Below are 20,801 nucleotides of genomic sequence, written 5' to 3' on the forward strand. Positions count from 1 at the left end.
GATTGCTTTGCTCCGCTCGCAATGACTGTAAATATTTTTGTTTATTTAATTATCGTACCAATGGGCTTTTATTCTGCACTGCTAAGTTAACCGTTTGTTCAATTCTCTTTAACCTTGTCTCTGGACGTTTAGCACTGTCAATCCAAAAAAGGATATTCTTTTTAGATGAGTTGCTAAATGCCTCAAAATAATCTTTGGCAGTTTTATTTGCTTCTAATGCTTGCTTTAAATCTGAAGGAATAATTAATGCTTCGATCGCATCTAATGAGTTCCACGATCCATCTTGTTTTGCAGCTTCAATTTTTTCTAGACCAGATGTAGTCATCAAACCTTGTTCTATGAGTTCTTCAATATATTGTTTATTTAATTTTGACCACACGCTTTTGGGTTTTCGAGGTGTAATTATTTGCATATAACGTTCTTCATCTAGTGATTTGACTTTACTATCAATCCAACCAAAACATAAGGCTTCTTTTACCGCTTCGCTATATTGAACACTTGGTTTACCACTTTTTACTTTATAGTAGATAAGCCATACACCAAAACAGGTGTGATGGTTTTTCTCTAACCATTTCCGCCATTCTTCGCGGCTTGTGGGACAGAAGGTGGGGAATTCTTGCTTAAGTTTGGATGCACCAGTATTCTTACTTTTGCTAAGGTTTGTCTCTGTATTTTGCTGCATTTGGTTCGTGTTTAATTTGTAGTTTGGGTAAAACTTCCATCTACTCTAAAACCGTTTTGTCATAAAAATCATCTGCTGGTTTTTTTGATAACCATGTTTTGTGTAAAAAGCCTCTGCTTGTCCATCTTTCTTAGTCAACAGATAAACCCCGGTAACTTCTATCGTAGTTAGAGTATTCATTAATTGGTTAAGTAGCTTTGTCCCAATTCCTTGACGCTGCTGATGAGGTTGAACACAGATTTCTTCTAGATAAAAGCTTTTACTTTTTTCCCCTTGTTTACAATAACCTGCCACGAATCCTAGCAGTTCATGCTGTTTGAATACAAATCCAATAAAACCTGGTGTATTCATAATTTCAAACAATCTTGCTCTTGCAGTCTCGAAAGTCCATTCCTCGTTCCAAGGTTCACCGTTGAACACTTCAACATATAAATGAGCGCACTTATCAAGATATTCAGTAGTAAAAGTTTGAATTTCTTCTGACATAAAAAACCAGAGTTTCGTTAATCACGAAATCAAAGTACGAGCATCACAGATAAAGATTACCAGATCAGGTGTTCATCTACAGCGCTCACAACTTGTAGCAATCAAACCAACCCAGAACGCAGTGCTACAACTGCCGCTTGCACGCGATCATCTACTGCTAATTTATTCATAATCCCTCGGACGTGAGTTTTGATGGTGTTGGGGCTGAGATAGAGTTTTTCGGCAATCTCCGGGTTACTCAACCCGTCTACCATCAGTTTCAACACTTCTAACTCGCGTCCAGATAAGTTAGCGTTGTTGGTGGTGGGTGAAGGCGGTTTGAGATTGTCAATGACTCGCCGCGCAATTTGGGGATCGAGATAGACTGCACCATCAACTGCGGCGGCGATCGCACTCAATAATCGTTCCACACTTGCACCTTTGATGCAATAGGCATCTGCACCGCTAGAAAGTGCAGCAATAATTTCTGTCTCCGTTTGATGAGATGTCAGCATCACTACATGAGTTGCTGGTAGCGCCGCCTTAATTTGCTGTGTCGCTGCAATGCCATCCAATCGCGGTAATCCAATATCCATAACCACTAAATCAGGTTTCAGTTGCAGTGCTGCTTGGACTCCTAAATAACCATCTTCGGCTTGTCCAACAATCTCTAACTGCGGGTGAGCCATTAACGATTGCTCTAATCCCAGTTGCATCATCGGATCATCTTCGACAATCAACACCCGCAACGGGGGAGCATTGGCCGGCAGATTTAATGAATAGCGAGTATCTAAAGACATTTTTATTAATTAAGAATCATTTGTCATTTGTCATTTGTCATTTGTCATTTGTCATTTGTCATTTGTCTGATTCTTCCCCCTACCCTTGTAGGGAAGGGGATAGGGGGTTAGGTTTCGCGTTGGCTTTTTTAGATGAGGTAAAAAACCAGTGTCTTTTATCAGTTGTCTTGTTTACCTACCAATGACTAATGACTAATGACTAATGACTAATTTTCTATTCTTCGACACGATAACCTAACTCTGCTAAACTCACCCGCGACTGTCGCCATTTTGGCTGGACTTTCACAAACAATTCTAGGTAAACTTTACCAGCGATTAACTTTTGGATTTGTTCGCGGGCTGCACTACCAACTGCTTTGAGCATCCCTCCACCTTTGCCAATGAGTATGCCTTTTTGGGAATCCCGCTCGACGTTGATGGTAGCAAGTATACGGGTAATGCTGGGACTTTCTTCTACTAAATCAATGGCGATCGCTACTGAATGGGGTACTTCTTCACGAGTTAATAGTAAAATTTGTTCTCGAATTAATTCGCCCATAATAAAGCGTTCTGGCTGGTCAGTAACCAAGTCTGGAGGATAGTATAATGGCCCAATTTCTAAATGTTCAATTAATAATTCTTGAAGTTCTGGTAATCCTACACTAGTCTTGGCAGAAAATTTTACGACTTTCCATTCATGGGACTCGGCCATTTGAGCGTAGCTATTATCTAAATACTGAGAATCGGACGGTTGTTGGTCGATTTTGTTCAAACCCATAATCACTGGTGTTTTGCTGCGACACAGCAACTCGGCAATATAGCGATCGCCTGCTCCACAAGCCACTGCTCCATCGACCACAAACAGCACTACATCTACCGATTCAATGGCAATTTTGGCATTCTGCACCAACACTTCGCCTAATTGATGATGGGGTTTATGAATTCCTGGCGTATCTACAAATATTAACTGCGCCTCTGGTGTAGTTAATATACCGCGCAAACGGTTACGTGTAGTTTGTGCGATCGGTGATGTGATGGCAATTTTTTGTCCTACCAATTGATTCATCAAGGTAGATTTACCGACATTCGGGCGACCAACAATGCCAATGAAACCTGATTTGAATTCAGGAGGAGCCTGGGGAATTGTTACTCCTCCTGAAAGAGAGAAGTTGTAATTATCAATACTAGTCACCTTTGGCTCCACCCTCATATTTTACAGTTGGTATAACTTGGTTTTTTCTTAAACACAAAATAAACATAAAATTATCTTGGCATTTTTAAGTATTACTTTGGCCGATGTTTAATCGACTACTGTCTCTACACTTGTATTTTACAGCTGATACAACTTTGTTTTATTTTTAGATCCAAACCTCCGTAGGGGCAATTCATGAATTGCCTCTACGGTTATATCGTTTGAATTAATGACAACAATTACTGTCCTGATGCGACTTTGTGTAAATATATCATCCTGAATAATTAGCACAGGTCTACGATAACCTGGTTCTGATCCCACTGGATTCGGTAGCTGTCCTCACCAAATTTCACCGCGATACACTACCAATTCTCCTGTGGCAGAGACATAAATTGCATTGTTGCCATAACTGAGTCTAAATCTGAAGATTCTTGAGAGTAGACTTCGTTTAGTTTTGATAAAATCCGCTCTCGGTTATATCGTCGCAAATATACTTTCAATGCTTTGGTATATAGCTCACTGCGAGATATCCCCAACTGTTGAGCAAGTGCCTCAGCTTCTTTAAAAATTGGGTCTGGAAGAGAAATAGCAGTTTTCATAACTAAATTCCTCAAGTAGTGGTTACATTTTAGTTATATCAAATTCATACCCTTAAATTTCTTTCCTAGCTAATAACTCCCAATACAAACTCGCCTTCATTTACAGCTTGATTGGTTGCGACATCATAAACCAATCCATCTTGTTGAGCGCAGACATCAATTATACTTGGCAACTTACCCTCTTTATTAAAACTGAGAATTTGATAGAGTTTTTCTCCCACTTTGACCGAACTACCTAATTCTATTCTCGATTGAATCATGCCACCTGCGATCGCATAATATTTTTTCCTGTTGCTGCTAGATGCAAAAGTCATCTCATGGGTTTTTATATCATCTGAGAAGTCAGGAATTTGCAATACACCTTTTTGCGCTAAATAGTTTTTTACACCCCGTACACCTTTAGCAACTGAATCAGGCTTTATTTGCATTCCTGACCCTAATTCCAGTGTCCAAGCTTCCACATCAAACTTGATTTCTCTACCAAACTCTTTAAAACAAGCTTCTAGTGCTAACCAAGGTTTGATAAAAGCTTCATCAAAAGCATCACCATCGTATTTATCAAGTAAAATTCCAAAATCAAGCACGAAATATTTTGCACTGTCTTCTCGATTTCGGAAGTAATAAAGATAGTCTAACGCTTGATTTGTCGAACTATGTAAGTCAATTAAGTAGTCTGCATCTAAACTCAGATTTTGTAGTTTATAGCTAAAAATTTCAGTGTATGGCACACTACTATGAGAATTAATTTTTTCTAAAATCGTTGCAAATTGTTGCTTAATTGTAGTTAGATAATTTTGTCGAACAACCTTGAGATCAAGATGAAGTTGAGATTTAGTAAAAGCTACTAAATTATCAGCTTGTTTCTCGTAGTCCCAAAAGATGCGATTCCAATCTTTGGCTTCATAAAGGCAATATCTACCAGGTGAAAAATGGTGCGATCGCTCATTTGTTCCCATTGGATTACAAACAGGAACTAGCCAAATTTCTCCAGCTAAATTTGACTCATTTATTGTTAATAAAAACTCAATTAACTGGTGAATAACGGCATTACCAGCAATCTCTGCACCATGCAGATTAGATTGAATGTAAACCTTTTTACCAGGTTGAGCACCAATAAATTTGTATAGTTGCAAGTAAAGGCGATCGCCCGAAGCCATTTGACGTAAGAAAATACTTTCAATAACTGGGATCATGACACAACTCGGTAATGATTAAGGATGATTCACAGAACTAAAAAGAAAGGGAAATTCCATCTAATACAGGTAAACTATGCCCTAACTGTAGCCCTAATACAATCCACTCTTCCAAAGAATCTTTTAACTCTTCTCGGCAAGCTTCAAGTGTGGGAGCATTGGCGTATAATCCTTGCAGCCCAGGTACTTCTGCATAAAAAGTGCCATCGTCTAAAAGTTCGTAAATAGCTCGGTGCAAAGCTGCTTGAATATAGCTTGTTAACATTTTCTATCTGAATTGGTTTTTGCTTTACTACCTTAATTTTAGGAAATTTAGTCAGTATTTTGCCGAATTTTCTGCCTACCTACAAGGTTTTAAAAGGGTTTCATGTTAAGTTTGCACAATAAATATTGTTTTCTCGCGTGTGTTGGTCATTCATAAGTTTTATTTAAGCATTACTAGCGATCGCACAAGCATCGATAATAAACATTGCAATATGAAGGAGAAATATTGCAATGTTAATGATGAATATTACAACATTGATAATAAACATTGCAATATTAAGGACAGACATTGCAATATTGCTTATGGATGTTACAAAATTGATAATAATAGTTGCAATATTGATGATGAATATTGCAATATTACTTATGAATGTTACAATTTTGACCATTACAAGCTAGTGATTCAGAACTGCGATGCGATCGCAACATTTACAGCAGCAGTATTCTATCCTATAAAAAAAAAGAGCAGAAGTATGCAAGCCTACAAGCTGAACGCAACAATTGATGAATCAGGTCATTTAATTATTGACGAACCTCTAAATATTGCTCCAGGGACGGTAGAAGTCATTATTTTGCAGCCAGTTTCATCCTTAGAAAGTTCTACAGAAACTCAAACTCAGCCCCAGCCTGCAAAGCAGAAAAGAATAGTGGAATGCTCTATACCCATTTTGAAAGAGTGGCTAGAAAGTACAGAGCCGACTCTTTCAGGTTTTGACCCCGACCAAGCCAAATGGGATTATTTGAAGGAGAAACATAATCTGTGAGAGTTTTGCTAGACACTAATATAATTCTGGATTTTGCTCTTGAACGCCATCCCTTTTACAGCAATACTATACAAGTATTCTCATTTATTTATCAAAAACAAATAGAAGGTTATATTTCTGCTTCTACTTTTAGTGACCTCTACTACATCATTCGGAAAGATAAAGGTCGAGCATCTGCTCAATCCCTTTTAAATAGAATTATAACCTTCTGCCAAGTTGCCACCGTAGACAGTGCCACAATCAACATGGCACTAACCACTAACTTTAGAGATTTTGAAGACGCTATTCAATACAGCACTGCGGTACTTAATCATTTAGATGTTATTATTACTCGCAACCCTAGAGATTTTCTAGTTGCGACTCCCAGAATTATGACACCTGAACAATTAATTCAGGAACTAACAAATACTTATTGAAGAAGAATTCAGGAGTCGGATACTGTATTCTGACTCCTGACTCATGAATTCTGTTTTGATAACTCCTAACTCCCAACTCTCTTAAGTTCCTGGTAAATTTCGCAAACGCTCATCCAAATGAGTCCGGTCTGCCAAAACCTTTAACAGCGGCCCATGCAAGGTAAATTCTACAATACTGACCGAAGCAACAGGACATCCCAAACGAAAACGGAAGCGTCCCACGTCAATTCCTAGCAAACTACATAGAATAATTCTGATAGTTGCCTTGTGGGAAAGTACTAACACATTGCCACTGCTATAAAGATGCTTGATTTCTTCAATTACCTGCAAGGCGCGAGCAGCAATTGTCACTCCCATTTCTCCATCAGTAGGCGCGTTCCAAGACGGATCGGCTGACCAGCGAATATAATCATCGTGATATTCACGACTAATAATTTCTGGCGTTTTTCCTTCCCACTTGCCATAATTAATTTCCTTCAAACCATCCCTAAATTGTGGTTCTATCCCTATGGCTGCACATAGAGGTCTTGCTGTCTCCACAGTTCGTCGCATCGGACTAGAAAAGATTGCTGTCCAAGGCGTAGAACTATATACGTCTGCAAAAGCCTTTGCCATCTTTAAGCCTTCTGGGGTAAGTTCTGAATCTATAGAACCGCAAAAGGAATTATTACGACTGGATTCTGTTTGTCCGTGACGGAGGAAATAAAGAGTTAGGCTCACGGTATATTCTCATGAATTTTGCATTGAAAAGCACTAATAATCAAATGTAGTTGAAGATAGTTAATGCACGTGCTATATTACTACAATTTTATGAAATTTCAAATAATTTTCAGATTGAGCAAAGTTACCCCAGCTACGCCCCTCGTAGACATCGCCATTCAAAGGAGCGATCGCTTAAGGGACTTACAAAAAATATATTCCAAAAAAATATAATGGGCGAACTGGGAGTTATTAATCTTTGTTGAACAAAGCTTTGAATCTATAGTATTATTTATTGAAGAGTAGATTCTTAAAATCCTACCTAAGATTGAAAATACAGTATATATAATTGATAACTGCAAAAACATATTAACAATAATCTAAGAGCGATTATGAATCAGACATACATAGCAATTAGTATTGCGATCGCATTGAGTTTATTAGGGGTTATTGGCGATTATTTTCTAAAGATTGCCAGCGACAGTGACACCTCATTAAAGACATATTCGTTCTTTTTTGGCGTAATTATCTTAGGTTCTACAGCGTTTGGCTGGGTATATGCAATGAAGTACCTCAAGTTAGCAACTATTGGTGTTGTTTATTCTGTTTCCACGATTGTATTACTAGCATTAGTAGGTGTTGCTTTTTTTCAAGAATCTTTAAATCCTTATGAGATTGCAGGTATTGTGTTAGCAATTGCATCATTGGTTTTGCTTTCAGCATTTTCCTAGCTATCTTGGGTAAAGGGAGCAAGTCCACAAATCTTGCTACTAAGGTACATAAGTAAATAAATATCCAGCCTTATTAAAACGAATTACGCACTACGCTCACAAACCAAACACCAAGGCTGGATATTTATTTTTATGGAGTTTTCTAATGCTTCATCTCTGATTTCAATGTATAAACACCTTTTACTTTTTCGTTATGTTCCCTGACAATGAAGGTTTGAACTATACCTAGTTGTAAGTATTTTTCTTTGATGTTTGTTGGCAGGTAGTGAAAATCCTTAATAATTTTTCTACAATTGCTTGATGAGCATTCACAATTCATTGTCCATGAGTTTTCGCTCATAGTAGTCGAGTAATCATATAAGATTTCTTCATCCTTATAAATATCAGTTAGAGCTACTAAGACTCTGTTATTCATAATCCCTGCATTAGGATTGCAAGAATGATTCACAATAACTCCTGGTTCTTCTATGTCAATATATTCAGTAGTATTTATTTGGAGGGGATTGGATTCTTTTTCCCCTTTCCTTAAAGCTTCTTCTAAAGTGATTATTCTACCAGCAAAAGCAAGAATAACGTCACCCCGAATAATGTTTTTCTTGGCAAAAACACCTCTACCAAAATTACATTGATTGATACAAATCTTAGGGTTATTAGTGTCCAAACTATTGAATTCTAATGTTTCGCCCTAAATATAAAATATTAACATTTTTTTAAAGGATCTCTACAGATGACTACGCTTTTTTAAAAATTTTTAAATACGTAGAGACGTGATTAATTACGTCTCTACAAAAATCCTGATAATCAAGCGAGCTTCTATTCTTTACTCCTTGCTCAGAGAATCTGAAAAATAGTTTAGCTTCGCTCTCGAACAACTCATGTTTTTTTTGCAAAGATGGAATACATACCCTTTATATCCCTAAAGTTTATGCAAAAAAGTATGAATTATTAGTCAATGGCTTTCTTTACATTGTCTTTTACGTCTTCTATACCATGACGTACTTCGCTTTCAGCTTGCTTTGCTTTAGCTTCAGCTTTATCTTCTGGATCACCAGTAATATTTCCTACTGCTTCTTGAGCCTTACCTTCGATATTTTTAGCAGTTGCTTTAGCGCGATCTTCTAAGCTCATGATAATACTCCTGATTTTATGTAAGTTCAATTTCAAAGCTGTAAATAAGCTTTGAAATCTTTTTTTATTCCCTTTACAGAGTAACTTAATGTTTTGGCTAAAGCCTTCCACCACAAGGCATATTAAAGAATTCGTAATTCGTAATTCGTAATTCGTAATTAAGAAAAGTAATTGTAGTAAGTATCCTGGCTGGTGGAGGAATATAAATTAAAGTAAGCAAAGCTTAGTTACCTATGCTAAAAGACATAGAATAAGCGCAAGTATATAATCCAATACAGTTCAGATAAGACCAAAACATTTGTAGAGACGGCGATTTATCGCGTCTCAAAAACCCAAAATGGCGATTTATCGCGTCTCAAAAACCCAAAATTTTGTACCAGTAGCCCTTAACCCAAGCGTATTGGTATATAATCTGTACTTTTAATTTTTTCAATAAAAAACCCAGTTCTGTAAAGAAACTAGGTTGATAAAGTTATGGAGATATTTTTTGTCTAATCTAGAAAACCCATCAAGCTTTCAGAATTGTCAACCTCATTTGGTGCTATTGGACGATTACCGAATGTGGAATAGCTTTCAGAAATTGCCAATGAACTTGAGCCAATTGGACGAATACCAGAGAGATTAATACTTTCAACAACTTGAAATGTATTAGCGCCAATTGGACGAATACCCATTGCGTTAAAGGTTTCAACTACTTCCAACGTACCAATGCTAACGGGACGCATCCCAGCAATTGAAAGTTTTTCAGCAACTTCTAAGTCGCTAGGGCCTATGGGACGAACTCCACCAATGACGAGTGGCCCAGAAGATCCCGGCACTGGCTGTTCGGTAACTTCCTCGACTTTATCTGTATCCAAGCTCTGGTCTTGTTGATTTTCAACTTTCTCTGTAGTTTCCCCTGGAGACTTGGCATTATTTTGCCGAGAACTGGTTGCTTTGCCAGCGCTGCTAATAGTCATAAACGAATACCTCTGGTTTGTTAATTGAATTTTACAATAATTAAGGAAAGATGAAATTTTTTCCCATATATCTTAGAGTTTAACCTTAAAAAACCTCATATAGATATAAGAATCTTTAAAACTGATACATAAGTAAATTTAAATTATTAACTTTTGTAAATAAATATTACTATTTATTTGGTCTAATCAGCCAGCTACAATAAATATAGGGTGAAATCGTCACCATGAGATCGGGTATTTCCAGCAAAACTGTATGACAGAATTTTGTCTTCAAGCTCCCTTTAGTCCCACAGGCGATCAACCACAAGCGATCGCTCAATTGACTGCTAGTATCCAATCTGGCAACCGTTACCAAACTTTACTAGGAGCCACGGGAACTGGCAAGACATTTTCAGTAGCAGCAGTTATTGAGAAAATTGGCAAGCCTACTTTAGTTTTGGCGCATAACAAAACCCTTGCTGCACAGCTATGTAACGAGTTGCGGGATTTCTTTCCCAATAATGCAGTCGAGTATTTCGTTAGCTACTACGATTACTATCAGCCGGAAGCGTATATTCCCGTTACCGATACTTATATTGAAAAAACAGCAGCGATTAATGATGAAATTGATATGTTGCGGCATTCAGCGACGCGATCGCTTTTTGAACGCCGTGATGTCATTGTCGTTGCATCCATCAGTTGCATCTACGGTTTAGGAATGCCAGCCGAATATCTGAAAGCTGCCATCCCCCTCCAGATAGGTATGGAAGTAAATCAACGCCAAATTTTACGGGATTTGGCAAATGTTCAATATAGCCGCAACGACATAGAAATGGGTCGGGGAAAGTTTCGCGTCCGGGGTGATGTCTTAGAAATTGGCCCAGCTTATGAAGACCGAATTATTCGCGTCGAATTCTTTGGTGATGAAATTGACGCAATTCGCTACATTGACCCGGTGACAGGGGAAATTCTCAAAAGTTTGGAAGCCGTAAATGTTTACCCTGCACGTCACTTTGTTACTCCAGAAGAACGGTTAGAAGTAGCTTGTAATGACATTGCAGCCGAGTTAAAACAGCAAAAACTAGACTTAGAACAAGCCGGGAAATTATTAGAAGCGCAACGCATAGATCAGCGAACACGCTACGATTTGGAAATGTTACGTGAGGTAGGTTACTGTAACGGCGTTGAGAATTATTCCCGTCACTTAGCAGGAAGACAAGCGGGAGAATCGCCAGAATGTTTAATTGATTATTTTCCTAAAGATTGGCTATTAGTTATCGATGAATCTCACGTTAGCGTTCCCCAAATTCGCGGGATGTATAACGGCGACCAAGCTAGAAAAAAAGTTTTAATTGAACATGGATTTCGTCTTCCTAGTGCTGCTGATAACCGTCCTTTGAAAGCAGAGGAATTTTGGCAAAAGATGAATCAGTGTATTTTTGTTTCCGCAACTCCCGGAAATTGGGAATTAGAAGTTTCTGAAGACCATGTAGTTGAGCAAGTAATTAGACCAACTGGAGTAATTGATCCAGAAATTTCTGTGCGTCCCACAGAAGGACAAATTGATGATTTGTTGGGAGAAATTAAAGATAGAGTTGACCTCCATGAGCGAGTGTTAATTACCACATTAACAAAGCGGATGGCGGAAGATTTAACCGAGTATTTGCAAGACCACAGTATTCGAGTCCGGTATTTACATTCCGAGATTAATTCTATTGAGCGCATTGAGATTTTGCAGAACTTGCGCGAAGGCACATTTGATGTATTGGTTGGGGTAAACTTGCTGCGGGAAGGTTTGGATTTACCCGAAGTTTCCCTAGTAGTAATTATGGACGCGGATAAAGAAGGCTTTTTGCGAACCGAACGTTCCTTAATTCAAACTATTGGTAGAGCCGCGCGTCACATCCGGGGACAAGCGATTATGTATGCTGATAATTTGACGGGCAGCATGATTAAAGCCATTGATGAAACAGATAGGCGGCGTGGTATTCAAACTGCACATAATCGACTGCATGGAATTACACCGCAACCGATTATAAAAAAATCAAGTAATGCAATTTTGTCTTTTTTAGATGTATCTCGGCGGTTGAATGCAAGTGACTTGAAAGTAGTAGATGAACATATAGATGAACTACCTCTAGAACAGATTCCACAATTGATTACTTTGTTAGAAGCGCAGATGAAAGAGGCGGCGAAGAAATTAGAATTTGAAGAAGCGGCAAAACTGCGCGATCGCATTAAACATCTGCGAGATAAAATGTTAGGACGTTAGCGTAAAGTATATGTATGGTCTCCCCAGTCCAGACGGCGATCGCAGTCAAAGCGTAACTTGCAGAGGATGTGACAATTCCTTTAGCTTGTGGTGATTGCGCCGCAGCTACGCCCGTCGTAGACATCGCTATTCAGAAATTATTGTGAAAAGTTTAGGAAGCGATCGCATTAAACATTTGCAGGATAAAATGCCGGGACAAAAGCCGCCAGACCCGATTTTTTCAAGCTCCCGTTACAGGGCTATACTGTAGGCAAAGCTGTAGGAAAAAATAAAGATGACTATTAAGGAGTTGATCTACGAAGAAATTGACGGGGTTGGAGAAGAAAATCTAGCCGAGCTTTATGAAGTAGTTAAACGCTTTGTACAAGCAAAAGTAACCCAGCCTAAACCGGGGGTTTTATCCAAACTAAAGCGCGTCAAAATTCAGGCACCTGAAGATTTTGCTGCCAATCTAGATTTGTATCTAAGTGGAGAAAAGCAATTTGCCAGTAGCCAAGATCCTCGTTGACACGTCGTTTATCATTGCACTTGTGAATGAGCGTGACCAATATCACGAACGTGCTATTAAATCGGCTGACCAGTATGATGGACAATCACTGCTTGTCACTGATGGGGTGTTGCTCGAAGTTGCCAATGCCTTGGCTCGTGGGTACAAGGCGGAAGCAATTCAGGTTATTGAGGATCTCCTCTCGGCAGAAGATGTAGAGATAGTACACATGACGATTGACCTTTTTAACCGAGCATTTGATCTGTATAAAACCCATCAAGATAAGACCTGGGGTTTGGTAGACTGTGTTTCATTTATGGTCATGCGAGATCGAGGTATTCGTACCGCCCTCACTTTTGATCGGCATTTTGTACAAGCAGGGTTTCAAGTCCTTCCAAGTGATGAGTAAAAGGGCTAAGGAATCGGTGCAGCCGACGGTTGGGATACCTTGGTGAATTGACCTCAACCTTTAGCATTCAGAAACTTGTTCAAGAACATCAAGAGCAATTGCTAGTAGGCTGGAATGACTTGTTTAACGATTGAACTGCCTGAAATACCAACGATTCAGCAAGTGGCAATTACAGATGACACGCTTTCTGCGGATTTATCCGATGGGCGTACTATATCTGTTCCATTAGCATGGTATCCTCGCCTCTTACATGGATCAGTCGAAGAACGCAACAACTGGCGCTTCATCGGTGGCGGTAATGGAATCCACTGGGATCAGCTTGATGAAGACGTTAGCATCAAGAATCTGATTGTTGGGCAACCATCAGCAGAAAGTCAAAAATCCTTTCAGAGGTGGTTAAGTAATCGGATAGCAGGAGTCTAACAAGTTGCTGCACGAACGTATTGATAGCGATCGCTTATGCTAAGTCAGGTATTATTGAGTACTGGATTTTAGATGTCAATGGACGCAAGTTGTATATGTATCGTCTCCCTACTCCAGATGGCGATCGCAGTGAGAGCATATTTGCAGAGGATGTGACAATTTCACCTTTAGCTTTTGATTGATAGGTAAAACAAACGTATTTTCAAATTGGGTTGACCCAAGGAAACCCAACGTCTTTTTAGACTTACAATCTTAACTACTTCCACTATGAGAAGTGCGATGTCTACGAGATAAAATGTTAGGACATTAACGTGAATCTTATGTTGACCAATATTCGCCTAATTAGTGTTCAAGAATATCACCAAATGGCGGAAACAGGAATTTTCCATCCTGAAGAACGCTTAGAATTAATCGCGGGACAAATCATCAGAATGTCAGCAAAAGGAACTGCTCACGAATCGGCAATTACCCGCACGGAAAGGTTATTACGTCAACGTTTGGGTGACAAAGTTTTATTAAGAATCCAGTCGCCAGTGCAACTTGACGATTACTCGGAACCAGAACCAGATATTTCAGTGGTGAAGCTGAATCCATTAGATTATGAGGATCACCATCCTGATGCTTCCGAAGTGTTTTTATTGATTGAAATAGCTGATTCTAGTCTCAAGTATGATCGAGAAGTAAAAGCGATGGCTTCGCCAACGCCAAGGGCGATCGCATACTCTAAGTCAGGTATTATTGAGTACTGGATTTTGGATGTAAATAAACGGAAGTTGTATATGTATCGTCTCCCCAGTCCAGACGGATATCACAGTGAGAGCATATTTGCAGAGGATGTGACAATTTCACCTTTAGCCTTCCCAGATTGTGCTATTACTATTCGGGAATTATTGCGAAAAATCTGAGAGGCGATCGCATTAAACATCTGCGAGATAAAATGTTAGGACATTAACGTAAAGTATATGTATCTGATGAGCGATCATTAATGATACTAATTGTAAATATCACGGCGATGCCCAACTTTATGAATTGTGATGAGTTGTGCTTCAGTATCAAAGGAATAAATAACCCGGTAGTCCCCAATTCTGAGTTTGAACAAACCGTTTAAATCAGCACTCAAAACTTGAGGGGTTAAGTCCTCAAAGTTCTCAGACAACCAGCGAAGTTTACGCAAGATGCGCTCTTGAATAGTTGAGGTGAGAGCTTCAAACCCGATAGTCGCCTCTGATTTAAGTTCGATGTCGTAGCTCATTAGTAGGTCAATCCGAGGTTTTTTGCTACTTCCTCAGCAGGTATTCCACGTTCTCCAGATTGAGTACGTTGTAGGGAGTCGAGTAGTTGCTGTTTCACTTCTGGCTTTATTTGTTTGCCTTCATCGGGATCAACCATTAGAGATTGAATCGTTTCGGTAACAGTTTCTTGAATCAGAAGCTTGAGTTCTTCGATGGTCATATCTTTGACTTGCATAGGGCATCATGGATAGTGAGAACTACTATTACTGTTTTACTTGCTATTGTGGCATATTGCGGTGATCGTGGCAGCATAACAAACCGCTTGCACATCGCATTAAGCATCTGCGAGATAAAATGTTAGGACATTAGTCTAAATCTTATGCTGACCAATATTCGCCTAATTAGTGTTCAAGAATATCACCAAATGGCGGAAACGGGAATTTTCCATCCTGAAGAGCGCTTAGAATTAATCGCGGGACAAATTATTAAAATGTCAGCAAAAGGAACTGCTCACGAATCAGCAATTACCCGCACAGAAAGGTTATTACGTCAACGTTTGGGTGACAAAGTTTTATTAAGAATCCAGTCACCAGTGCAACTTGATGATTACTCGGAACCAGAACCAGATATTTCAGTGGTGAAACCTAATCCGTTAGATTATGAGGATCACCATCCTGATGCTTCCGAAGTGTTTTTACTGATTGAAATAGCTGATTCTAGTCTCAAGTATGATCGAGAAGTAAAAGCGATGGCTTCGCCAACGCCAAGGGCGAACGCCTATTCTAAATCAGGTATTATTGAGTACTGGATTTTAGATATCAATGGACGCAAGTTGTATATGTATCATCTCCCCAATCCAGACAGCGATCGCAGTGAGAGCATATTTCCAGAGGATGTGACAATTTCACCTTTAGCTTTTAGTGATTGTGCGATCACGATTCGGGAATTATTGCGAAAAGTTTAGGAGGCGATCGCATTAAACATCTACCAGATAAAATGTTGGGACGTTAATGTGAATTTTATTGTGCGATGAAGTTTGAATTGATTGATGAGGTAGGCTAGACTTCTAGCCAGGTGGTTTCTGAACTCGATTGGTAAGAACTGACAGATTTAGTCAGAGAACGATGAGATGGAGCAAGCATAGTGCCCAATAATAACGATAACAATTCACGAGTCTCTATTCTTCGTGAAGTTAATTCGCCTCTAGGATTACTTGTATTAATTGTTCTTGTTACGGAAGTAATTTTAGGAGTACTGGCAGCTAAGGCTAGTGGATTAGACTTTACACTTCTTATATTAGGAATGATTTTACTACTGCTTGCTGTTGTCTACATTATTTATAGCAAGCCAGGCAATCTAAGTAATGAACGAGATAAAGCAATTTTAGGATGGGTTGATTTGGAAGCTGCTTCAGAGGATTTAGCATCCAGAATAAAGAGAGAATTCCATACTGAATTAATAATAACCCCAGGGTTACGTGGAGGGATATTTTCGGAGTTATTAAAAGATAAAATCGATTATAATCTTCCCACTTTTGTAGGCATTAGTATATGGAAGCAAGAGCGGCAAAGTGATCTTAATTTAGCAGATTTTTTATTAATAGAAACTAACAAATGGAATGTTTACATTCCTAAGTCGATATTTAGATATGACAACCGAAAAGTCTTAATTGTTGACGATTTTGCAATATCGGGAGATTTTTTATACAATCTGAAACAACTTCTACTTTCGCAAGGTTTTTTACCTCAAAATGTAAAATCCGCTTGTATTTTAACAACCAAGCTTGCTGTGAAAAATCACAAAGCACCTGATTATTATTGGAGGCAGGTAGATCGGATTGATGTGTATTTTCCTTGGGGTCGGGCGAGGTAATAGACACTATTCTGAAGTAGTAAAGTCGTCTTTCTTAGCAATTTATGATTTTGATGACCTTTATGAGTAATTTAGTTTCCATAGCAATCTCAACTGTGAAAGAGGCAGGAAAAATAGTAAAAGAAAAGTTTGCAGGTGATACTGCGCTAACAGAAAAGGGATTCGCAAATTTCGTTACGGAAGTTGATTTTACTGTTGAAAAATTCGTTACAAATAGATTAAGGATTACCACTCCTGAGTGCCATATTTTAACAGAGGAAACTTACAAGGAAAATCTTGATACTGATAAGATAATTTGGATTTTAGATCCTTTAGACGGTACAACAAACTTTATTCACAATTATCCTCACATATCTATTTCTTTAGCACTTGTAGTTGGAGCTAAGGTTCAACTAGGAGTCATCTATAACCCTATGAATGATGAGCTATTTTATGCTGAACTAGGGGAAGGAGCATTCTTAAATACAAATAGAATTCATGTTTCCAGCCATGAATCCCTTGCTAAATCAATATTAGGTTTTGGACTACCTTACAACAGAGAACGAACTAACGAAATATTTGCATCTGTAGAGAAAGTTTTTTCAACGTGTCAAGATGTTAAACGGAAAGGACCTGCATCTCTCGACATTGCCTATGTTGCGTGTGGTAGGTTAGATGGTTACTTTGAGCTCGATCTAGAAGTGTGGGATTTATCAGCGGGTTTAATTCTCTTAGAGGAAGCTGGAGGAAAAATAACAGATTGGCATGGTAATCCACTCGCTATGGTGTCTTGTCAGAGCGATGTACTAGCGACTAATGGCAAGATTCATAACTCATTGATTGATATCTTAAATTAATTCACTAGACAGTCTGATAACTGCTTTAGCCACTCATTTTCTGTAGGTTGGGTTGACTCAAAGAAACCCAACGTCTTTTTCTACTTACAATCTTAACTACTTCCACCAAGGGAAGTGCGGTGTCTACGACGGGCTACGCCTACGCAAGTTAATCATCTTTGAGTAAGCGTTCCAGCAAACTTGGTGCAACCCAGAAGCCAACATCTTGCAACTGTTCAAACGTTGCTTCTAAATCCAGCAAGCCATATCTGGTAGCGTCTTTCAAAATGCCCAGAAGCCCAATTATTTTTAATCCACGTTCCACAGCAATTGCCTTGCTGCTTTGTCATCCAACATCACTAAATCGGCTTTCAGTTGTTCTGCAAGTAAAATTGCTTCTCGTTCACCAGGGTCAAGCTTTTCTAGTTCAACGTCTTGAGGAAGTTCGATTGGTTGTATTTGAAGCCAATTAGGAGGTTGAGCAATCCAGCTTTTCACAACAGGGGGTGATTCAGATGCTCTTAGTTCATCTGCAACGGCTTGAGGAATGATCACACATTTATATAGACGCTGTAATACAAGAATCTGATTAATTAACAGCAGGTAACAAACTGGAGAGGTATCAGAGACAACAATCATTGTACTCTGAACTCCTTAAGAGTCTAAAGATCCTGTTCTAATTCAGTTTCGTCATAATTTAGATAAATACCCATCTTCTTCAGAAAGATATGAGCACAAAGACGGGTTGGTAGCTGGAGAATTTGACGCACTTCAGCAGTGTTAATCTTGCCACAACCGTAAGCATCGGCAACAATTAGTTCTAGGAAGCGACGAGAGAGGTTCCCTTGTGTTTGGTCTAGTCGCTGGGCAATTTCATCGGGAATTTCAATGGTAATTTGCATACTTCAAGCTACATATAATCTAATCATTAGCTCTATGGTAAGCGATCGCTGCACAAGAACCTCTTTGCAGCAGACGGTTGCAAATCGCTGCCTAGCTTGTGTAATAGCTGTTGCAGGTATAGCTGTCTCAATCGCCTTCAGTAATTCATTATTTTGTATTTTTTGAGACACTAACGATAAATCTTTGAGATCCATCATACTCAGGTTTCGTACTTGGGACTAATCCCTAATTTACCTGACTTTAAGGCTTAACTGAACCGTATCGGTTTATCGGAAATTTTATCAACCTAAAAAATAAAAATTATTTTAAACAACATTGAAATATTAACAAAAAAAGATGGATAAAATTTAACAATCATCTTCAAGAAAAATATAATATACAGCGAATTTCAAGTTGATGAAGTATACAAGCTAAGTCTGAAAGCCAGATATAAAGCCTGTTTTACTTCTGAATTCTGCTGTAGTTGTACTGGTTTGCTCTCAATTTAAATGTACATCAAACGCGGTCTAGGTTCAGGAACTGAACGTCCTAAATCCTTAGCCGTTTCTATCCACTCCTGCATAACGACTTCTACATTATGTAGGGCTTCTTGATAAGTATCGCCGTCAGCAGCACAGCCTGGTAATTCTGGGACTTCGGCAATAAAGCCTTGATCTACTTGACTCCAGTAGAGAATAATTTCATAGCGAAATGTCATTTTTACTTCCTAGCTTATACTTGAGAATCACTGCCCGAACTTGTTTAATTTGATAACTTTTGGCTTTTCCTCTTTTGTGTTGCAGGTTTAATATTTCCTCAACACCGTTTTTGATAAAAATCCGATGATCGCCACGAATCCGTTCATCAAAACCTAGTCTATATAAGAGTTGCCACAGTTGGGCGAAAGGGATATCTGTATCAGAAGTCCCAGAGAGGATTTTTTCTAATAGTTTGTCTTGCTGACTCACGTTTTTCCGACTGTCTTAATGTTTATATAGTCTCATATTTATTTAAAATTTTGTTGATGTTAAGATAAAAGTGTAGACGTTTGATATTTTTAGACGATCGCACTTCCTACAGTTCCAACAAGAGGTCACTTATTTGATGGCACAGTAGTGGTCTATGTCATTAAATTTGCGAGGTTTGTAATGAGCAATTTATCGCTCAATTTCAAGGGTTAGAGCCGTTGACTCATCAGAATTAATGACATGAACCAGTAAGCGATCGCTCGGTTATAAAATAAAGGGGTTATCAGTCTTAGCGTTGGATCAACTAATAGTTTTCTTAAAGGTTGGTAGAAATTGCCTGTACGGGACAACTGGGGATACACTGTTCGCAGACGATACAGCGCGATCGCGTGAATGTCAGCTTATATGTCTCTGGGTGGAGGCTGAGGGCTTCCGTAGGACAAACCCCAGTACACAAGCCACAATGGACACACACATCTGGATCGATCGCAATTTCGCCTAAAGTATAAGAAACATTAACATTTCGCGATCGCATCCACTCAATCGCTGCATCCAATTGATCAATGTCGCCTGATAATTCCAATACTAGTTTGCCAATTTGATTTGGGGCAACTTGGGCGCGGATAATATTGGCAGCGATGTTAAACTCTTTGGCCAGGACATAAGTGACTGGCATTTGCACAGCGCGTTTCGGGAAGGTTAGTGTTACTCGTTTTTTCACAGGTTTAGTAGAGGGTTTTCTCTGTTGTAGCGTATTGGAAGTTTTATCAACCCTTCCCTACGGGATGATGCCCGAACGGGCAAGGTAAGAGGGCGCTGCCTCCTACCTCATTAATTTATTTTGCAGTTTAAGTTTTTTGCTTATTATCCGTTATATTCATTTCCATCTGGAAAGCTTTTAACATGAAAGTTTTAGTTGTAGAAGACGACGAGTTAAATGCCTATGCACTCACTGCTGTTTTAAATAATCAAAACTATGCCGTTGAAGTTGCTATTGATGGTGGTGCTGCTTGGGATTTAATTCAAATTTACGATTATGATTTAATCCTCCTGGATGTAATGCTGCCCAAATTGGATGGCATTAGTCTTTGTCGCAAAATCCGGTCTAGTGGTCTGCAAGTGCCAATATTGTTATTAACAGGGCGCGATAGTAGTCATGAAAAGGCGATCGGATTAGATGCAGGTGCAGATGACTATGTAGTTAAACCCTTTGACGAACAAGAGTTAGTTGCTCGTGTCAGGGCGCTGTTGCGTCGTGGAGGCGTAACCTCGCAACCTGTGCTGGAGTATGGGAATTTGCGGCTAGACCCTAGTAGCTGTGAAGTTATGTATGCTGGCAAGCTGCTAACACTCACCCCAAAAGAGTATGCTCTGTTAGAATTATTCTTGCGAAATAGTCGCCGGGTGTTTAGCTGCGGCATGATTTTAGGGCATCTTTGGTCTTATGAAGATACTCCACAAGAAGATGCTGTTCGCACTCATATCAAAGGGTTACGGCACAAACTCAAAGCTGTAGAAGCACCCAGTGATTTCGTTGAAACAGTTTATGGTATCGGCTATCGTCTGAAACCACTCGAAGAGGTAGGGGAGC

Annotated in this window: 35 protein-coding genes; 13 read left to right on the forward strand and 22 right to left on the reverse strand. The window is 39.1% G+C overall.

What is annotated here, in order from left to right; all coding sequences use genetic code 11:
- Positions 1 to 49 precede the first annotated feature (49 nt).
- From F8S12_RS01655 to F8S12_RS01690, 8 genes are all read right to left on the reverse strand, one after another.
- Entirely contained in the window at positions 50 to 682 is a 633-nt protein-coding gene (locus F8S12_RS01655) for a YdeI/OmpD-associated family protein (protein WP_196514489.1), read from the reverse strand.
- Between the two features lie 45 nt (positions 683 to 727).
- Positions 728 to 1,168 (reverse strand): GNAT family N-acetyltransferase, encoded by a 441-nt coding sequence (locus tag F8S12_RS01660; protein WP_196514490.1) that lies wholly within the window; start codon positions 1,166 to 1,168, stop codon positions 728 to 730.
- Positions 1,169 to 1,269: 101 nt separating this feature from the next.
- Positions 1,270 to 1,947 carry a response regulator gene (locus F8S12_RS01665; RefSeq protein WP_196514491.1) on the reverse strand — a complete coding sequence of 226 codons (678 nt, stop codon included), beginning with the start codon at positions 1,945 to 1,947 and terminating at the stop codon, positions 1,270 to 1,272.
- A 214-nt stretch (positions 1,948 to 2,161) separates the two neighbouring features.
- Positions 2,162 to 3,136 carry a GTPase Era gene (gene era / locus F8S12_RS01670; protein ID WP_196514492.1) on the reverse strand — a complete coding sequence of 325 codons (975 nt, stop codon included), beginning with the start codon at positions 3,134 to 3,136 and terminating at the stop codon, positions 2,162 to 2,164.
- Between the two features lie 120 nt (positions 3,137 to 3,256).
- Complete coding sequence (locus F8S12_RS40160) at positions 3,257 to 3,439, reverse strand: type II toxin-antitoxin system PemK/MazF family toxin (RefSeq protein ID WP_331001330.1); 183 nt, start codon at positions 3,437 to 3,439, stop codon at positions 3,257 to 3,259.
- Between the two features lie 41 nt (positions 3,440 to 3,480).
- Positions 3,481 to 3,717 (reverse strand): hypothetical protein, encoded by a 237-nt coding sequence (locus tag F8S12_RS01680; RefSeq protein WP_196514493.1) that lies wholly within the window; start codon positions 3,715 to 3,717, stop codon positions 3,481 to 3,483.
- Positions 3,718 to 3,782: 65 nt separating this feature from the next.
- Positions 3,783 to 4,910 carry a succinylglutamate desuccinylase/aspartoacylase domain-containing protein gene (locus F8S12_RS01685; protein ID WP_196514494.1) on the reverse strand — a complete coding sequence of 376 codons (1,128 nt, stop codon included), beginning with the start codon at positions 4,908 to 4,910 and terminating at the stop codon, positions 3,783 to 3,785.
- Between the two features lie 37 nt (positions 4,911 to 4,947).
- On the reverse strand, positions 4,948 to 5,175 hold the full coding sequence (locus F8S12_RS01690) for a type II toxin-antitoxin system HicB family antitoxin (RefSeq protein ID WP_196514495.1): 228 nt from the start codon (positions 5,173 to 5,175) through the stop codon (positions 4,948 to 4,950).
- A gap of 211 nt (positions 5,176 to 5,386) precedes the next feature.
- On the opposite strand from F8S12_RS01690, the gene F8S12_RS40165 reads away from it, so the two are divergent.
- Both F8S12_RS40165 and F8S12_RS01700 read left to right on the forward strand, forming a co-directional pair.
- Entirely contained in the window at positions 5,387 to 5,938 is a 552-nt protein-coding gene (locus F8S12_RS40165) for a hypothetical protein (RefSeq protein ID WP_230967724.1), read from the forward strand.
- Positions 5,935 to 6,354, forward strand: coding sequence for a type II toxin-antitoxin system VapC family toxin (locus F8S12_RS01700; RefSeq protein WP_196514496.1), 420 nt, complete (start codon positions 5,935 to 5,937; stop codon positions 6,352 to 6,354). Before F8S12_RS40165 ends, F8S12_RS01700 begins: the two co-directional genes overlap by 4 nt.
- Positions 6,355 to 6,435: 81 nt before the next feature.
- Here F8S12_RS01700 and F8S12_RS01705 read toward each other — a convergent pair whose 3' ends face one another.
- On the reverse strand, positions 6,436 to 7,074 hold the full coding sequence (locus tag F8S12_RS01705; protein ID WP_196514497.1) for a histidine phosphatase family protein: 639 nt from the start codon (positions 7,072 to 7,074) through the stop codon (positions 6,436 to 6,438).
- A gap of 371 nt (positions 7,075 to 7,445) precedes the next feature.
- On the opposite strand from F8S12_RS01705, the gene F8S12_RS01710 reads away from it, so the two are divergent.
- Positions 7,446 to 7,784, forward strand: a complete 339-nt coding sequence (locus tag F8S12_RS01710; protein WP_196514498.1) for an EamA family transporter — start codon at positions 7,446 to 7,448, stop codon at positions 7,782 to 7,784.
- A gap of 142 nt (positions 7,785 to 7,926) precedes the next feature.
- Here F8S12_RS01710 and F8S12_RS01715 read toward each other — a convergent pair whose 3' ends face one another.
- The 3 genes from F8S12_RS01715 to F8S12_RS01725 all read right to left on the reverse strand — a co-directional run bounded on the left by F8S12_RS01715 (position 7,927) and on the right by F8S12_RS01725 (position 9,871).
- Positions 7,927 to 8,445, reverse strand: a complete 519-nt coding sequence (locus F8S12_RS01715) for an SET domain-containing protein (protein WP_196514499.1) — start codon at positions 8,443 to 8,445, stop codon at positions 7,927 to 7,929.
- A gap of 284 nt (positions 8,446 to 8,729) precedes the next feature.
- Positions 8,730 to 8,912: a CsbD family protein gene (locus F8S12_RS01720; protein ID WP_196514500.1), complete on the reverse strand. Its 183-nt coding sequence runs from the start codon at positions 8,910 to 8,912 to the stop codon at positions 8,730 to 8,732.
- A 491-nt stretch (positions 8,913 to 9,403) separates the two neighbouring features.
- Positions 9,404 to 9,871: a hypothetical protein gene (locus tag F8S12_RS01725; protein ID WP_196514501.1), complete on the reverse strand. Its 468-nt coding sequence runs from the start codon at positions 9,869 to 9,871 to the stop codon at positions 9,404 to 9,406.
- 253 nt (positions 9,872 to 10,124) lie between these two features.
- Between F8S12_RS01725 and uvrB the strand changes: the two genes are divergently transcribed.
- Positions 10,125 to 12,122 carry an excinuclease ABC subunit UvrB gene (gene uvrB, locus F8S12_RS01730; protein WP_196514502.1) on the forward strand — a complete coding sequence of 666 codons (1,998 nt, stop codon included), beginning with the start codon at positions 10,125 to 10,127 and terminating at the stop codon, positions 12,120 to 12,122.
- Here uvrB and F8S12_RS01735 read toward each other — a convergent pair.
- Positions 12,088 to 12,246: a hypothetical protein gene (locus F8S12_RS01735; protein ID WP_196514503.1), complete on the reverse strand. Its 159-nt coding sequence runs from the start codon at positions 12,244 to 12,246 to the stop codon at positions 12,088 to 12,090. The two genes, uvrB and F8S12_RS01735, sit on opposite strands and share 35 nt — an antisense overlap.
- A 150-nt stretch (positions 12,247 to 12,396) precedes the next feature.
- On the opposite strand from F8S12_RS01735, the gene F8S12_RS01740 reads away from it, so the two are divergent.
- The 5 genes from F8S12_RS01740 to F8S12_RS01760 all read left to right on the forward strand — a co-directional run bounded on the left by F8S12_RS01740 (position 12,397) and on the right by F8S12_RS01760 (position 14,346).
- Positions 12,397 to 12,630: a hypothetical protein gene (locus F8S12_RS01740; RefSeq protein ID WP_196514504.1), complete on the forward strand. Its 234-nt coding sequence runs from the start codon at positions 12,397 to 12,399 to the stop codon at positions 12,628 to 12,630.
- The gene (locus tag F8S12_RS01745) at positions 12,605 to 13,018 is read left to right on the forward strand and encodes a type II toxin-antitoxin system VapC family toxin (RefSeq protein WP_196514505.1); all 414 of its coding nucleotides are present in this window, start codon (positions 12,605 to 12,607) and stop codon (positions 13,016 to 13,018) included. The genes F8S12_RS01740 and F8S12_RS01745 overlap by 26 nt, the downstream gene beginning before the upstream one ends.
- Positions 13,019 to 13,132: 114 nt before the next feature.
- Positions 13,133 to 13,441, forward strand: a complete 309-nt coding sequence (locus tag F8S12_RS01750; RefSeq protein ID WP_196514506.1) for a DUF2442 domain-containing protein — start codon at positions 13,133 to 13,135, stop codon at positions 13,439 to 13,441.
- 20 nt (positions 13,442 to 13,461) lie between these two features.
- Entirely contained in the window at positions 13,462 to 13,623 is a 162-nt protein-coding gene (locus F8S12_RS01755) for a Uma2 family endonuclease (protein ID WP_230967725.1), read from the forward strand.
- Between the two features lie 138 nt (positions 13,624 to 13,761).
- Positions 13,762 to 14,346, forward strand: coding sequence for a Uma2 family endonuclease (locus F8S12_RS01760; RefSeq protein ID WP_196514507.1), 585 nt, complete (start codon positions 13,762 to 13,764; stop codon positions 14,344 to 14,346).
- 86 nt (positions 14,347 to 14,432) lie between these two features.
- Here the strand turns inward: F8S12_RS01760 and F8S12_RS01765 are convergent, their stop codons facing one another.
- Together F8S12_RS01765 and F8S12_RS01770 are read right to left on the reverse strand one after the other, a co-directional pair.
- Positions 14,433 to 14,693 carry a type II toxin-antitoxin system RelE family toxin gene (locus tag F8S12_RS01765; protein ID WP_196514508.1) on the reverse strand — a complete coding sequence of 87 codons (261 nt, stop codon included), beginning with the start codon at positions 14,691 to 14,693 and terminating at the stop codon, positions 14,433 to 14,435.
- Entirely contained in the window at positions 14,693 to 14,908 is a 216-nt protein-coding gene (locus F8S12_RS01770; protein WP_196514509.1) for a hypothetical protein, read from the reverse strand. The genes F8S12_RS01765 and F8S12_RS01770 overlap by 1 nt, the downstream gene beginning before the upstream one ends.
- Before the next feature lie 144 nt (positions 14,909 to 15,052).
- Between F8S12_RS01770 and F8S12_RS01775 the strand changes: the two genes are divergently transcribed.
- From F8S12_RS01775 to F8S12_RS01785, 3 genes are all read left to right on the forward strand, one after another.
- Entirely contained in the window at positions 15,053 to 15,637 is a 585-nt protein-coding gene (locus F8S12_RS01775; protein ID WP_196514510.1) for a Uma2 family endonuclease, read from the forward strand.
- Between the two features lie 179 nt (positions 15,638 to 15,816).
- Positions 15,817 to 16,545, forward strand: coding sequence for a hypothetical protein (locus tag F8S12_RS01780; RefSeq protein WP_196514511.1), 729 nt, complete (start codon positions 15,817 to 15,819; stop codon positions 16,543 to 16,545).
- Positions 16,546 to 16,607: 62 nt separating this feature from the next.
- The gene (locus F8S12_RS01785; RefSeq protein ID WP_230967726.1) at positions 16,608 to 17,381 is read left to right on the forward strand and encodes an inositol monophosphatase family protein; all 774 of its coding nucleotides are present in this window, start codon (positions 16,608 to 16,610) and stop codon (positions 17,379 to 17,381) included.
- 148 nt (positions 17,382 to 17,529) lie between these two features.
- Here F8S12_RS01785 and F8S12_RS41905 read toward each other — a convergent pair whose 3' ends face one another.
- From F8S12_RS41905 to F8S12_RS01820, 7 genes are all read right to left on the reverse strand, one after another.
- Positions 17,530 to 17,685: a DUF3368 domain-containing protein gene (locus F8S12_RS41905; RefSeq protein WP_196514513.1), complete on the reverse strand. Its 156-nt coding sequence runs from the start codon at positions 17,683 to 17,685 to the stop codon at positions 17,530 to 17,532.
- Complete coding sequence (locus tag F8S12_RS01795) at positions 17,670 to 17,999, reverse strand: hypothetical protein (RefSeq protein ID WP_196514514.1); 330 nt, start codon at positions 17,997 to 17,999, stop codon at positions 17,670 to 17,672. The genes F8S12_RS41905 and F8S12_RS01795 overlap by 16 nt, the downstream gene beginning before the upstream one ends.
- A 23-nt stretch (positions 18,000 to 18,022) precedes the next feature.
- The gene (locus tag F8S12_RS01800; RefSeq protein WP_196514515.1) at positions 18,023 to 18,262 is read right to left on the reverse strand and encodes a UPF0175 family protein; all 240 of its coding nucleotides are present in this window, start codon (positions 18,260 to 18,262) and stop codon (positions 18,023 to 18,025) included.
- A gap of 3 nt (positions 18,263 to 18,265) precedes the next feature.
- A complete protein-coding gene (locus tag F8S12_RS01805; protein ID WP_196514516.1) occupies positions 18,266 to 18,460 on the reverse strand; it encodes a hypothetical protein in 195 nt (64 codons plus the stop codon).
- 287 nt (positions 18,461 to 18,747) lie between these two features.
- The gene (locus F8S12_RS01810) at positions 18,748 to 18,960 is read right to left on the reverse strand and encodes a type II toxin-antitoxin system HicB family antitoxin (protein WP_196514517.1); all 213 of its coding nucleotides are present in this window, start codon (positions 18,958 to 18,960) and stop codon (positions 18,748 to 18,750) included.
- A complete protein-coding gene (locus F8S12_RS01815; protein ID WP_196514518.1) occupies positions 18,944 to 19,210 on the reverse strand; it encodes a type II toxin-antitoxin system HicA family toxin in 267 nt (88 codons plus the stop codon). The genes F8S12_RS01810 and F8S12_RS01815 overlap by 17 nt, the downstream gene beginning before the upstream one ends.
- A gap of 316 nt (positions 19,211 to 19,526) precedes the next feature.
- The gene (locus F8S12_RS01820; protein WP_196514519.1) at positions 19,527 to 19,931 is read right to left on the reverse strand and encodes an NIL domain-containing protein; all 405 of its coding nucleotides are present in this window, start codon (positions 19,929 to 19,931) and stop codon (positions 19,527 to 19,529) included.
- Positions 19,932 to 20,113: 182 nt separating this feature from the next.
- Between F8S12_RS01820 and F8S12_RS01825 the strand changes: the two genes are divergently transcribed.
- On the forward strand, positions 20,114 to 20,801 hold a 688-nt coding region (locus F8S12_RS01825), incomplete at its 3' end, for a response regulator transcription factor (RefSeq protein ID WP_196514520.1).

It is taken from the genome of Nostoc sp. WHI (assembly GCF_015714725.1).
Classification (GTDB): domain Bacteria; phylum Cyanobacteriota; class Cyanobacteriia; order Cyanobacteriales; family Nostocaceae; genus Nostoc.

Bases quoted from the DNA above. Each gene is read 5' to 3' on its own strand.
- F8S12_RS01760 (WP_196514507.1), top strand. From the start codon at position 13,762: ATGTTGACCAATATTCGCCTAATTAGTGTTCAAGAATATCACCAAATG.
- F8S12_RS01665 (WP_196514491.1), bottom strand. From the start codon at position 1,947: ATGTCTTTAGATACTCGCTATTCATTAAATCTGCCGGCCAATGCTCCC.
- F8S12_RS01770 (WP_196514509.1), bottom strand. From the start codon at position 14,908: ATGCAAGTCAAAGATATGACCATCGAAGAACTCAAGCTTCTGATTCAA.
- F8S12_RS01795 (WP_196514514.1), bottom strand. From the start codon at position 17,999: ATGATTGTTGTCTCTGATACCTCTCCAGTTTGTTACCTGCTGTTAATT.
- F8S12_RS01785 (WP_230967726.1), top strand. From the start codon at position 16,608: ATGAGTAATTTAGTTTCCATAGCAATCTCAACTGTGAAAGAGGCAGGA.
- F8S12_RS40165 (WP_230967724.1), top strand. From the start codon at position 5,387: ATGAAGGAGAAATATTGCAATGTTAATGATGAATATTACAACATTGAT.
- uvrB (WP_196514502.1), top strand. From the start codon at position 10,125: ATGACAGAATTTTGTCTTCAAGCTCCCTTTAGTCCCACAGGCGATCAA.
- F8S12_RS01660 (WP_196514490.1), bottom strand. From the start codon at position 1,168: ATGTCAGAAGAAATTCAAACTTTTACTACTGAATATCTTGATAAGTGC.
- F8S12_RS01710 (WP_196514498.1), top strand. From the start codon at position 7,446: ATGAATCAGACATACATAGCAATTAGTATTGCGATCGCATTGAGTTTA.
- F8S12_RS01810 (WP_196514517.1), bottom strand. From the start codon at position 18,960: ATGACATTTCGCTATGAAATTATTCTCTACTGGAGTCAAGTAGATCAA.
- F8S12_RS01725 (WP_196514501.1), bottom strand. From the start codon at position 9,871: ATGACTATTAGCAGCGCTGGCAAAGCAACCAGTTCTCGGCAAAATAAT.
- F8S12_RS01800 (WP_196514515.1), bottom strand. From the start codon at position 18,262: ATGCAAATTACCATTGAAATTCCCGATGAAATTGCCCAGCGACTAGAC.
- F8S12_RS01765 (WP_196514508.1), bottom strand. From the start codon at position 14,693: ATGAGCTACGACATCGAACTTAAATCAGAGGCGACTATCGGGTTTGAA.
- F8S12_RS01680 (WP_196514493.1), bottom strand. From the start codon at position 3,717: ATGAAAACTGCTATTTCTCTTCCAGACCCAATTTTTAAAGAAGCTGAG.
- era (WP_196514492.1), bottom strand. From the start codon at position 3,136: ATGAGGGTGGAGCCAAAGGTGACTAGTATTGATAATTACAACTTCTCT.
- F8S12_RS01655 (WP_196514489.1), bottom strand. From the start codon at position 682: ATGCAGCAAAATACAGAGACAAACCTTAGCAAAAGTAAGAATACTGGT.
- F8S12_RS01685 (WP_196514494.1), bottom strand. From the start codon at position 4,910: ATGATCCCAGTTATTGAAAGTATTTTCTTACGTCAAATGGCTTCGGGC.
- F8S12_RS01720 (WP_196514500.1), bottom strand. From the start codon at position 8,912: ATGAGCTTAGAAGATCGCGCTAAAGCAACTGCTAAAAATATCGAAGGT.
- F8S12_RS01805 (WP_196514516.1), bottom strand. From the start codon at position 18,460: ATGATGGATCTCAAAGATTTATCGTTAGTGTCTCAAAAAATACAAAAT.
- F8S12_RS01775 (WP_196514510.1), top strand. From the start codon at position 15,053: ATGCTGACCAATATTCGCCTAATTAGTGTTCAAGAATATCACCAAATG.
- F8S12_RS01690 (WP_196514495.1), bottom strand. From the start codon at position 5,175: ATGTTAACAAGCTATATTCAAGCAGCTTTGCACCGAGCTATTTACGAA.
- F8S12_RS01740 (WP_196514504.1), top strand. From the start codon at position 12,397: ATGACTATTAAGGAGTTGATCTACGAAGAAATTGACGGGGTTGGAGAA.
- F8S12_RS01735 (WP_196514503.1), bottom strand. From the start codon at position 12,246: ATGTCTACGACGGGCGTAGCTGCGGCGCAATCACCACAAGCTAAAGGA.
- F8S12_RS01750 (WP_196514506.1), top strand. From the start codon at position 13,133: ATGACTTGTTTAACGATTGAACTGCCTGAAATACCAACGATTCAGCAA.